This window comes from Sorangium sp. So ce394 (genome assembly GCF_051474665.1).
Taxonomy (GTDB): Bacteria; Myxococcota_A; Polyangia; order Polyangiales; family Polyangiaceae; genus Sorangium; species Sorangium cellulosum_D.
The window spans coordinates 5023037-5035340 of the sequence record NZ_CP150339.1 but is presented as its reverse complement, the minus strand read 5'-3'; the positions used below and the strand labels follow the sequence as shown (position 1 = coordinate 5035340).

Here is a 12304-nt window from a genome sequence, read left to right as displayed (position 1 = left end):
TTTCGGTTGGTCCGCCGCTCCCCCTCCCGCCGCCAACCCCACGCACGGACAGGAGCGTCCGAGCCGATGGGGCACCGGGCCGCGGAATGCCGTGGGTGCCAGGAGAGCGTGTGGATTTCGTCGCAGCGACGGCGAGGATTCGACCGCCGCTGTCCCCCTCGTCACGAGACCGTGAGAAGGGGGCGGTTTGCTACCCCGATGCGCCGCGCTTGTCAAGCGGAGGCGGCCGTGAACACGGGGCCGATATTTTCAAGCATTTATGCAAGGTTACGGGGGGTTATCGCGTTGTCCGGGTCATCAGAGCAAGCGCGCCGCGGCGTTCGGTGAGCGCGCCGCGGCGTTCGGTGGGCGCGCCCGCCCGCGCGAGCGCGGGTCGTTCCGCATGATTCCGACGCGGCCGCGCTGCGCGGGCGCGACCGCGCGCGGCACGAAACCGCTGCGCCGCGGGCCGCGGCGCGCCGTGTCCCGGCATCCACGATGGCGTACACTCGGCGCGTGCGAACCGCGTCACGACGCTTCCTTCCTGCACGCTTCGCCCCGATCTGCGCAGGCCTCGCGGTCGTCTCCGCCTGCATCGCCACGGCCCCGAGCGGCATCCGCCGGCAGACCGACGGCGACGGGGGCGGCGGCGGCGACTTCGGGGTGGATCCGCAGACCACGTCCTCGTCGGCCAGCACCGGGCTCCCGGACGCCGATCCGCACGCCCTGCTCGGCGCGGACCCGACGCACGGCCCGTTCAACGGGGGCCAGCGCGTCCTGCTCCACGGAAACGGCTTCAGCTCCAAGGTCCGCGTCTGGTTCGGCGACGTCGAGGTCGATCCGTCCGCGATCGTGCCCATCGATCCCAGCCGGGTCCAGGTGGTGGCGCCGCCGGGCGCGGCCGGGCCGGTGGAGCTCGCGGCGCAGAACGGCGACGACGCCTCGACCCGACGATCGCTGCCGGGCGGCTACGTCTACGACGCGCTTTATGCGTCGCCGTCGAGCGGGCCCATCTCGGGTGGTACGGCGATCGAGCTCATCGGGCAAGGCACGCGCTGGGACGCGACGACCGTCGCCAGGATCGGTCAGAAGCCCTGCACGTCGCTCGCCGTGCTCGGGCCGACCCGGCTCGCCTGTACCGTGCCCCAGGGCACGCCCGGCGCGAAGACGATCTCGGTGACGACCGGCGACGAGACGATCCTCGTGCTCGACGGCTACACCTACGAGGACAGCCAGAACGGCTACAAGGGCGGGCTCAGCGGCGGCCCCCTCGCCGGTCGGCTCAAGGTCCTCGTCTACAACAACTTCACCGGCGACCCGATCCCGGGCGCGCGCGTGGTCGTGGGCAGCAGCCTCTCGTCCGCGCTGCTCGGCGAGGCCGACGCGTCCGGCGTCGCCGTGTTCGATGACGCCTCGCTCGACGCCCCGCGGACCGTCACCGTCGCCGCGACGTGCCACAGCCCGATCTCGTTCGCCTCCGTGCCGGTCGACACGGTGACCGTGTACCTCGACCCGGTGCTCACGCCCGCCTGCGGCGCCTCCGGCGATCCGCCCCCGCCCGTCGGCGGCAAGGTGGGCAGCGCGGCCGTGCTCGACGGCGAGCTCGTCTGGGACACGGCGCTGGACCCAGGGGCCGCCGCGTGGGGCAACATCCCGAGCCCGCAGCGCGAGACCGAGCGCAAGGCGGCGTACGTGTTCACGACGGGGGCCGACCCGCTCGCGACCTTCCAGCTGCCGCCCGAGTACCAGGCGATCACCCCGGACACGCCGGGAGAGCTCGGGCACGGGTTCACGATGTACCTCGCGCCCGGCAACCGCTCGATCTACGCGCTCGCGGGCGTCGAGGATCGATCGACGACCCCGCCCCGCTTCACCGCGTACGCGATGGGGATCGTCCGTGGGATCCCGCTGCTGCCGAACCGGGTGACGACGGACGTGTTCGTGCGGATCGATCAGCCGCTCGATCACGCCCTCACGATGGAGGTCACCGCGCCCGCGAAGGGGCCGAAGGGGCCGGATCGGATCAAGGCGAACGTGTCCTTGATGATCGGCAACGACGGGTTCGCCACGCTGCCCGCCGGCGCCCAGAGCCCGCTGATCCCGTTCGACGGGCGGCTGTCGTTCGTGGGCGTCCCGCCGCTCAACCGCGACCTGCTCGGCGCGAGCTATCACTCGTCGGCGCGCGCCGTCACCGGCCAGGCCGGGCTCGCGCCGCTGTCCGTCGTCGGCCGCGCGCTCTCGACCACCACGAGCGCGCCGGTGCGCATCGGCGATTTCGTGGGCGTTCCGACCCTGGAGACGCCGGCGCAGAACGGCGCCTGGGACGGAGCGCACCTCGCGACGTCGTTCGCCGCAGGCGCGCCCGTCGACCTCAGCGTCTACGACATCGCCAGCGGCAGCGGCCTCATCCGGTGGACCGTGGCCGTGCCCGCCGGGTCGCACGCCGTCGAGCTGCCCGACATCCGGCAGCTCGGGCTCGATCACGGCGCGCTGCCGCCGGGGCCGGTCACCATCGGCGTGTACGGGGCGCGGATCGACGGCTTCGATTACGGCAAGCTCGTCTACCGGCAGCTCACGCCGCAGGGGATGGCGGCCTACTCCCTCGACAGCTTCAGCGCGCACCTGTGATGAGCGAGCCGCCCCCCCCGACGCGATCACGCAGGTCACGCCGCCGCGCCCGCCCGCGGCGCGCGGCGGCCGCCGCCCTCCTCGCCGCCGCGGCGCTCGCGCTCGCGCCGAGCTGCTTCGACAGCGGCCTCCGGTGGGGCGAGGTCCCGGACGATCCGCCGCCGCCCCCGCCGTGCACGGCCGGCGAGATGCGGTGCGGCGCGGAGCTCTCGCGCTGCGAGGAGACCGCGGCCGGGCCGGCGTGGGTCACGCTCGAGGACTGCGCCGCGCAGGGGCTCGTGTGCGCGTCGATCGACCTCGGGTGCAGGGAGTGCGTGCCCGGCGTGACGTCGTGCCGAGGGCAGGACGTCGTGACGTGCGCGCCGGACGGCAGTTTCGGCGGCGTGCTCGAGACGTGCGATCCGGACGTCGGCGAGGCGTGCCGCGGCGGCGGCTGCCTCCACCTCTGCGCGGCCGCCGAGGTCGAGCGGAGCAACGTGGGGTGCGAGTACTGGGCCGTCGATCTGGACAACGCGCTGATCGACGCGACCAGCAACGCGGCGGCGCAGCAGTTCGCGGTGGTGATCTCGAACCCGCAGCCGGACGTGCCCAACGAGGTCCACATCTTCCAGGACGACGGCGCGCCGGGCGATCCGCCCGCCCCCGTGGAGATCGCGAGCGCGCTGATCGCGCCGCTCTATCTCCAGGTGTTCAAGCTCGGGCCGCGCGAGGTCGATGGCAGCCCGGAGGGCGAGTACAACGCGGGCACGCACACGGCGCTCACGCGGCACGCGTACAAGATCACCTCGAAATTTCCCGTCGTCGCCTACCAGTTCAACCCGCTGGAGAACGTCAACGTGTTCTCCAACGACGCCTCGCTCCTGAAGCCGCGCGAGGCGCTGACGTACAGCCCGGGCGCGCTGTCGACGGCGTACGTGGTCGCCGGCTGGCCGCAGACCATCGCGAGCACGGACGATCCGGACACGAACTTCGATCCGCTGAACCCGACCGATCTGCGGGCGTTCTTGACCATCGTCGGGACGCGCGAGGACACGACGGTGCAGGTGAAGACGACGGCGAAGATCGTCGGCGGCGGGCCGGTCCCGGAGACGCCGGCGGGCGGGTCGATCGAGGTCAAGCTCGGCGCGTTCGACGTGCTCAACCTGGAGACCGGCGGGTTCAACGAGGACTTCACCGGCTCGGTCATCAAGGCCGACCAGCCGATCGCGGTCTTCACCGGCGGCGAGGCCTCGGACGCGCCCCACTTCCCGAAGCTCGCGGATCGGCGCTGCTGCGCCGATCACCTGGAGGACCAGCTCGACCCGATCCGCGCGACCGGCAAGCGCTTCGCCGTGCCGCACACGCCGAACCGGTCGCAGACGGTGAAGCAGGCAGGCGCGCAGATCGAGGTCGTGCCCGAGCCGGAGTTCGTCAGGATCATGGCCGTGAGCAGCAAGGGCGCGGCGATCACGACGACGCTGCCTCCGCCGGACGACCGGATCACGCTGTCGTCGCAGGGCGAGTTCCACGAGGTGATGGCGTGGGGCGACTTCGTGATCGACAGCTCCGAGCCGGTCATCGTGTCGCAGATCATGGCCAGCCAGAACGCGACCGGGGTGCGGCAGGGGCTGCCGGGCGGAGACCCGAGCCTCGTCATCCTGCCGCCGATCGAGCAGTTCCGGCAGGACTACGTGTTCCTGACGCCGGACAAGTACGCGTTCGACTTCATTTCCGTGATCGCGCCGCCGTCCGCCGTCGTGCGGCTCGACGGCGTCGCGCTCGGTCCGGAGGAGTGCGAGATCGCGCCCGCGGACGGGCTCACCGACGAGCAGCGCGGGGGCCGCGCGCCGCCGTTCGTCGTCTACCGCTGCCAGCTGAGCTTCGCGTCGATCGATCCGACGCTGCCGGCGCCGGACAACGTCCGGCCCGGGCGGCAGCGCGACGGCGTGCACCGGATCGCGGCCTCCGCGCCCGTGGGGCTGCTCGTCACGGGGTTCGACTCGTTCGTGAGCTACGCGTACGCGGGCGGCACCGAGCTCCGGGAGATCGCGGCGCCGGACTGAGGAGCGGCGCCACCGCGGGCCGACCTGGCGCGGCGGTCATTTGCCGGCGCCGCCGAGCAGCCCCTTCAGCTTCGCCACGAGGCGGAGCGCGTCGAGCGGCGCGAGCCGATCGACGTCCACGGAGCGGAGGGTCTCGAGGACGGCCGCCTGCTCCGGCGTCACGGCGGCCTGCGCCGGGACGAACAGGTCGAGCTGCGCGGCGCCGCCGCGCGTGCGGCCGCGGAGCGAGGCGTGCTTGCCGCCCGGCAGCGCGGCGCCCGACTCCAGGGTCGCGAGGATCGCGCGGGCGCGCGCGAGCACGCCCTCGGGCACGCCCGCGAGCCGCGCGACCGCCACGCCGTAGCTGCGGCTCGCGGGGCCAGGCTCGAGCTTGTGCAGGAAGATCACGTCGTCGCCGTGCTCGCGCGCGGCGACCGAGTAGTTCGCGATGCCCGGCGCGCGCGCCGAGAGCTCGGTCAGCTCGTGGTAGTGCGTCGCGAACAGGGCGCGGCAGCCGATCGCGTCGAACAGGTGCTCGGCCACCGCCCAGGCGATCGCGAGGCCGTCGTAGGTGCTCGTGCCCCGGCCGATCTCGTCGAGGATCACCAGCGAGCGCCGCGTGGCGTCGCGGAGGATCTCGGCCGTCTCCCGCATCTCGACCATGAACGTGCTCTCGCCCCGCGCGACGTTGTCGCTCGCGCCCACGCGCGAGAGGATCCGGTCGACGAGGCCGATCTCGGCCTCGCGCGCCGGCACGTAGCTGCCCATCTGCGCGAGCACCACGATCAGCGCGACCTGGCGCATGAGCGTCGACTTGCCGGCCATGTTGGGGCCCGTGATCAGCCAGAGCCGCTCGCCCGAGAGATCGAGGCGGGTGTCGTTCGGCACGAAGTGCCCCGCGGCCGCGTAGCGCTCGACCACGGGGTGGCGGCCGTCGCGGATCGCGATCGCCTCGCCGGCCGTGACGTGCGGCCGCACGTAGTCGTTGCGGTGGGCGACGTCGGCGAGGGCGGCGGCCACGTCCCACGCCGCCAGCCTGCGCGCGAGGGCGCGGAGGCGGCCCTCGCTCTTCGCCACGAGGCCCCGCAGCCGGTCGAAGAGCGAGGCCTCGCGCTCCAGCGCGCGCGCCCCGGCGTGCTCGATCTTGTCGGCGAGCTCGTCGAGCTCGTCGCTCGTGTAGCGCTCGCCGGTCGCGACGGTCTGCTTGCGGCGGAAGCTGTCCGGGACCTTGGCGACGTGCGCGCGCGTCACCTCGATGTACCAGCCGAAGACGCGCGTGTACTTGACCCGGAGCGACGGCGCGCCCGTCTGCGAGCGCAGCTTCGCCTCGAGCGCGAGGATGAGCTCGGTCGCGTTCTTCTCGACGGCGCGCGCCTCGTCGAGCTCCTTGTCGTAGCCCTCGCGGAAGATGCCGCCCTCGCGCGCGTTCGGCGGCGGCCGCTCGATCAGCGCGGCGGTGAGCTCGGCGCAGACGTCGGCGGCGACGTCCACGGCCGCCGCCTCGGCGAGCAGCGGCGCCGCGCCCCCGTCGCCGAGATCGGGGATCGACCGGACCGCGGCGACCGCCGCCGGGGCCGCCGCGAGGCCGTCGCGCAGGCAGCCGAGGTCGCGCGGCGTGGCCTCGCCGAGGAGCGCGCGGACGCTGAGGCGCTCGAGGTCGCCGACGCCGCCGAGCGCCTCGCGCAGCTCGCCGCGGGCGCGCGGGTTCGCGACGAAGAGCTCGACCTCGTCGAGGCGGCGGCGGATGGCCGCGACGTCGGCGAGCGGCGTGAGCAGGCGGCGGCGCAGGAGCCGGGCGCCGCCCGGGGTGACCGTGCAGTCGACGACGTCGAGCAGCGTGCCGCGGCGGCCGCCGTCGGCGGCCCGCGCGAGCTCCAGGTGCGCCTGGGCCGTCTCGTCGATGCGCAGCGTGCCCGAGGTGTCGTGCGGGGCGATGCGCCGCACCGGGATGCGCGCGCCGGGGCTGCAGCGGCGCGCGAAGCGCAGCGCCCGCGCCGCCGCGCGCACCGCCGGGAGCGGGTGCTCGGCCAGCGCCGCGGCCGAGATCGGCTCGATCGCGGCGTCGTCGAGGATCGACGCGACGTCGGCGCTGTCGAGCTCGTCGTCGTCGCGCAGCGCCGCGCGGCAGGAGAGCGAGGTCGCGGCCGCGCGGATGTCCGGCAGATCCCGGGCGATCAGCGCCTCGCGCGGATCGGCCCGGGAGAGCTCCGCGAGCAGCGTCGCGGCGTCCGGGACCGAGGTGGCCGAGAGCTCGCCCGTCGAGAGATCGAGCAGCGAGAGGCCGTACGGCCCGCTCGCCGCGCCGGCCTCGCCGGCGTCGCCCCGCCGCGCGCCGCCGCCGTCGACGGCCGCGAGGTAGTGGTTGGCGCGCGCGTCGAGCTGCTCGGTGTCGGTCACGAGCCCCGGCGTGACGACGCGCACGACCTGCCGCGGCACGAGCCCCTTGATCTTCGACGGATCCCCGCACTGCTCGCAGATCGCCACCTTGTGGCCGAGCGCGAGGAGCCGCGCGATGTACCCGTGCGCCGCGTGGTGCGGGACGCCGGCCATGGGGACCTCCTCGGGCTCCCCCTTGTTGCGGCTCGTGAGCGTCAGGTTCAGCGCGCGCGACACGAGGACCGCGTCGTCGTTGAACATCTCGTAGAAGTCGCCCATCCGGAAGAAGAGGATCGCGTCCGGGTGGAGCGCCTTCGCGTCCTCGTACTGGCGCATCACCGGCGTGAGCTTCTTCCTGGCCGCGGGCTGCTCGGACAGTTGCATCGCCGGGGTTTTAACCGCGACGCCCGGTGAGGTCTACGCGGGACTCGCGCGTTTGCGGCGCGTTTATCCCGCGGTTTTCGTGGAAAACTCGGCGCAGAAACCGGAATGGCGCGCGGGCTCGGCGACCGGCTCAGTGGAACTGGCGCACGACCTCGGCGCCGTTTCCGCCGAGCAGGATCAGGCCCTCGAACGAGCCGTCGGTGACGGCGATCTCTCCGGTCGCCGGGACGGGCCGGATCGCCTGGGGCTGGAGCTCCACCTTGTTCCTGACGAGGTCGATGAAGAGGGGGTTGAACGCGCCCTGGGTGGTGAAGCGGAACTGCATGTCCTGCTCGGGCACGCCGCCCGTGATGGCGAAGCGGAACATCGGGTTGACGAACGCGCCCAGCGCGCCGTCGGTCACCCGCCCGTCGACGAGCGTGTGCGCGACGCGCCCGTTGAGCCGCGCGAGGCGCGCGTCGCACGAGTTGCGGCACCTGCCCGTCTCGGGATCGGCGATCACGTGGTGCAGGAAGCCGGTCGCGTTGCTCCGGACCACCCACTGGCGCGCCGGGCGGACGTCGAGCTGCACCTCGCCGGGGAAGCAGCACGCCGCGAACGCGACCTCGTCGACCGCGGGATCGCGCGACTCGAGCGCGAGGCGGTCCTCGTAGGCCTCGACGACGCGGAGCCCCGGGCGCGACGTGATGACGCTGCCGTACTTCGCGTTGCAGCTCTCGAACGAGCACACGGCCGGATCGACCTCGTCCCAGTAGCCGGCGTCCTCGCCGGGGAGCTCGGAGGTGATCTGCACGAAGTCGGCGAGCTCGGCGGCCTGCGCGTCGACCTCGTCGTCGGGGGCGCCGGCGGCGAGCAGCTGCTCCCTGACGCTGGCCCGGCTCTGCACGCCGCGGCGGCAGAAGCGGGCGTCGCCGCTCCTCACGGCGGCGCCCTCGTCGAAGTGGACGAAGGTCCGCGTGAAGCCGGGGAGCGTCCCCTCGTAGGTGACGGTCCACGCCTCGTTGACGAGGTGCACGCGGGGGTCCTCGAGGTTCATCGCCAGCGCGTGCTGCGGCTCGCCGGACCTCAGCACGAGCCCCTGCTCGTCGAGCGCGCTCTCGCCGGTGTCGGCCGACGCGATCGCCTCGCGCTGGGCGCCCACCGCGAGCGCGAGCGCCGGCGCCTCCGGCTCGGGCGGGAGCGTGGCGCGCATCTTCGGGCTCTCCGCGGAGAGCTGCACGACCGCGCCGATGCGATCGTAGAGGATCGGCAGGCTTTGCACGCCGGGCTCGAGGACGCCGGCGGCGTCGTTCGTCGCGACGTAGTCCTCCGAGCGGAGCGCGTGCGGGAGGACGACGTTGCAGGAGACCTCGCCGCTCGTCTTGAGCGGATCGCCGCTGGCAGGCGCCCCGGCGCAGCCCGCGCGGGCGCTCTGCTGCTCGGGCCCGCGGCAGGCCGCGTCGAGGTCGTCGACGTCGACGACCGCGACCTGGCCGTTCGTGAGCGCGAGGTACGCGAACGAGCCGCGGAGCTTGAGCGGGCCGGCGCCGGCGTCGCGGCCCGGCGACGTGCGGTACAGCGTCTCGAGGTCGCACGAGGCGACGTTGATGTCGCACTGCTTGAGGCCCGGATCGGGATCGCACCGGAGGCCCTCCGGCGCCACGCCCGTCGCGGGGAGGATGGCGGGGGCGTCGCGATGGACGATCGCGAGATCGCGGACCGGCGCGGTCAGCCGGATGCGGTCGGGGGGCTGGAACGGGTTCCACTCCGGATGGGGGCGCGCGAGCGGCGACCGGCTGGACGCACCGTCGCTCACGTCGAAGACCATGACGCTGCCGTCGCCCGCGTCGACCGCGTAGAGGTAGCGGCGGAAGTCGGGCGGCAGCGCCTGGCTCACCGCGATGCGGCTCGTCGTGACGACGCGCGCGGGGTCGAGCGTCGACGCGGGCAGGAGCGGGGGCAGCTCGGCCGGCGCGCAGGGCGTCGGGAGGTGGACGACGTGGATCACCGGCGCGTCGAGATCGCCGATGAACAGCCGGTCGCCCGCGAGCGCGAGCCCCGCGGGCCGGGGCGACGCGACCGCCTGCGCGGGGGTCGCCGGGGTCTCCGGCTGGACGCACGCGGCGGGGCCGTCCGGCGCCTCGTCGGGCGCCGGGGCGGGCGGCGAGAGGGGCAGCGAGACGTCGAGGGGGACCCACCGCTCCACCTCGCACGGCGCGAACCCGCCCTCCTGGTACCGCTCGTCCTGGAGGAGCGTCTGCGCGTCGATCACGGCGAAGCCGCCGAGCTCGGGCATGCTCACGAGGAGCTTCTGCCGGCCGAGCCCCTCCTGGCTCAGGTCGCCGCCCCCGCCGCCGCAGGCGTCGCCGCCCGCCTCGGCCTCCTCGGGGCTCGCCGGCTCGACGTCGTAGGCGCCCGAGCACGAGGCCCGCAGCTTGCCGTCGGCATCCGGCGGATCGGAGGCGAGCAGCACCTCGCCTGGCGCCGAAGGGAGCGAGCACGCCGGCCACGAGGTGAGCGACGGGACGGGACATCCTGTGCGCGGCACCACCTTCGCCGACGGGAGCGCGAAGATGCCCGCGCGCCCCGGCTCGGCGACGGCGACGAACGACGCGGTGCCGCCCGGCGTCGCGATGATGTCGACCGGCTGCGCGCCGACCGGCAGGAAGCTCGCGCCGGGCGTGCCCGTGTCCTGATCGAGGATCGGCGCGCTCTCGGTGGTCATGTCGATGACCGCGATCTCGCCGCGCAGCGTCTGCGTCACGAGGGCGTAGAGGTGCGGCAGCGTGGCCTTGCCCCCGCTGGCCGCGTCGACGCCGAAGTCGCTGGGCGACTTGGCCGTGCGGTCGCCGCAGTCGGTGATCGGCAGCGAGCGCACCACGCCTGGCGCGTTCGGATCCGGCCGGTCGACGGCGAGGCAGACGAAGGCGCTCTGGCCGGACTGCGACAGCGCCTCGACGGCGACGGGCTCGGGGTCCTCGGCGCACCCGGCGAGCGCCAGGACGGAGGCAGGGGCGATGACCGCGACGCGCAGCTTCATTGGGACTCCCGGGGCGGGACCGGCGTGCCCACCGTGAGGATCATCGATGGGGTCAGGTTCTTGCGCAGGTCGAGGTCGACGACGCCGAGGTACGAGTCGGTAAAATGCGCGATGTACATGAGGGAATAGGGTTCGCAGCCGTCGCTGCCCGGCGCGCAGTCGCAGCGCTCCTTCTCGTCGCCGCAGGCGTAGCCCGTGTCGAACGCGAGCGCCTGCGGCCCGCGCCCGGTGGTGATGGTGGCCTCGATGCGGCGCGCTTCCGGGTCGTAGGAAAAGACGAGCCCCGAGTCGAACACGGTCGCGAAGACCCGCCGGTGGCGCTGGTTGTCCTTCCCGATCACCTCGCCCACCTCGACCCGCGACGGGTAGGCCCCGAGCGGCGCGGCGTCGCCGATCTCGACCCTCTCGTACGCCGATGTCCACCGCTCCTCGGGCCTCTCGGGATCGGCCGACGCGTTCTCGACCAGGGTCGTGATCACCTTCCCGATGAGCAGCGAGTTCGGGAAGCGGTGCGCCACGTACAACTCGAGCGGGATCTCCGTGCACCGCGCGAGGCACGCGTAGTCGGCGTCCCCGCAGCCCGCCTCGCACGCCTGCCGCTCGTGCGCGTCGATCGCGATGCCGCGGGAGTCGGTGCCGTTCGCGAGCGCGGTGATCTGGGTGGCGTTCGACTGGGAGAGGAGCGCCGCCGCGCCCTCGGACGCTTCCCGGTAGCTGATGAGGTCGAGCTGAGGCGACGCGATGTACGTGAGCGCGAACGCGGGCTGGTAGTCGATCTCCTGGTCGGCCGCCTTCAGCTGGGTGATGAGGCGCGGGCGCGGCACGGCCGCGAGCTCCGTGGGGCCGAGGGCGAGATCCGTGAGGACCGCGGCCAGCTGCGGCCTCTTCCCCCTCTCCCACGGGTTCACGATGACGCTCGCGGTGTCCTCCGTCTGGTGCGAGACGACGACGCTCGTCCCGTCCGGGCCGGCGGCGATGCCGAACGGCTCGAGCGGCAGCTTGCGCCGGAGGAGCTCCTGGCCCGGATCCTCGCCGATGCGGTGGTCTCGGCCGCAGCGCCCCCCCGCCTCGGCCGCGCCGCAGTCCAGCTGAAAGCAGGCGTCCCCGCTGCAGCGCTGCGCGTCGGGGGCGTCGAGCCGATCGTCGGCGACGTCGAAGAAGGTCACCGACGGGTCGCCGCGGACGGGCACGAACAGCCGCGCCTTGGGCGCGTCCGCGTCGCCGCCGGCGTCGCCGAGGAGCGGCCGGTGCACGAGGAGGATGTTCGACGCGAACGCGCCGATGACGGCCGAGCTCCGCACGACCTCCTCGTCGCCCTGGAGGGAGGAGAGATCGAGGGGCGCGCACGGCCCCGGGTAGAGCAGCGGCGCAGGGTTGGCGCCGAGGCCCACGGCCCCGCACGCCGCGCTCACGGTGACGCCGTCGCCCGCTTCGGCCGGCGCGAGCGACGCCTGGAGCGCGAGCGCCCGCTTGCGCAGCCGCTGGAGATCCAGCGCCTGGACCGTGCCGCCGTTGTACTGGAGATCGAAGTCCGAGTTCGCGACGTAGAGGACCCGGCCGCCCGGGGACGCCGCCAGGCCGGTCGGGAAATAGAGCCCTCTGCCCGGCGGCGGGAGCCCCTCGCTGTCGACGAAGCAGCCGGCACCCCCGAGCCCGCCCAAGATCGAGGCCGCGAGGCCCACGCCGACGATGCGAGGTGTCTGGAGAAGTGCGCGGCCGAGCTTCATGCGGGCGCGGAGACTAGTCAGCGGCACGAGCACTGGCAACCCGCTCCACGAGTTCGTTTGCGGCGGACGCGCGCGGCGCACGCCGGCGCCAGCGTCGGCGCGCGAAGCCGGCCCCCGAGAGCGCGCGGCGCCGAGCGGCAGCGCGACGTCCCGAGCGCGGGCCCGTTCCG

5 protein-coding genes are annotated in these 12304 nt (G+C 73.9%); 2 read left to right on the top strand and 3 right to left on the bottom strand.

The features are described 5' to 3' along the window. Positions 1 to 495 precede the first annotated feature (495 nt). Complete coding sequence (locus WMF33_RS18520) at positions 496 to 2607, top strand: IPT/TIG domain-containing protein (protein ID WP_437338368.1); 2112 nt, start codon at positions 496 to 498, stop codon at positions 2605 to 2607. Beyond that, complete coding sequence (locus WMF33_RS18515; RefSeq protein ID WP_437338367.1) at positions 2607 to 4649, top strand: IgGFc-binding protein; 2043 nt, start codon at positions 2607 to 2609, stop codon at positions 4647 to 4649. The genes WMF33_RS18520 and WMF33_RS18515 overlap by 1 nt, the downstream gene beginning before the upstream one ends. A gap of 36 nt (positions 4650 to 4685) precedes the next feature. Here WMF33_RS18515 and mutS read toward each other — a convergent pair whose 3' ends face one another. The 3 genes from mutS to WMF33_RS18500 form a co-directional block, all read right to left on the bottom strand. Beyond that, positions 4686 to 7388, bottom strand: coding sequence for a DNA mismatch repair protein MutS (mutS, locus tag WMF33_RS18510; protein ID WP_437338366.1), 2703 nt, complete (start codon positions 7386 to 7388; stop codon positions 4686 to 4688). Between the two features lie 130 nt (positions 7389 to 7518). Next, positions 7519 to 10407: a hypothetical protein gene (locus tag WMF33_RS18505; RefSeq protein ID WP_437338365.1), complete on the bottom strand. Its 2889-nt coding sequence runs from the start codon at positions 10405 to 10407 to the stop codon at positions 7519 to 7521. Then, positions 10404 to 12134 (bottom strand): hypothetical protein, encoded by a 1731-nt coding sequence (locus WMF33_RS18500; protein ID WP_437338364.1) that lies wholly within the window; start codon positions 12132 to 12134, stop codon positions 10404 to 10406. Before WMF33_RS18500 ends, WMF33_RS18505 begins: the two co-directional genes overlap by 4 nt. Positions 12135 to 12304 lie beyond the last annotated feature (170 nt).

Coding starts and splice junctions, on each gene's coding strand:
- WMF33_RS18500 (WP_437338364.1), bottom strand. CDS start 12,134: ATGAAGCTCGGCCGCGCACTTCTCCAGACACCTCGCATCGTCGGCGTG.
- WMF33_RS18515 (WP_437338367.1), top strand. CDS start 2,607: ATGAGCGAGCCGCCCCCCCCGACGCGATCACGCAGGTCACGCCGCCGC.
- WMF33_RS18505 (WP_437338365.1), bottom strand. CDS start 10,407: ATGAAGCTGCGCGTCGCGGTCATCGCCCCTGCCTCCGTCCTGGCGCTC.
- mutS (WP_437338366.1), bottom strand. CDS start 7,388: ATGCAACTGTCCGAGCAGCCCGCGGCCAGGAAGAAGCTCACGCCGGTG.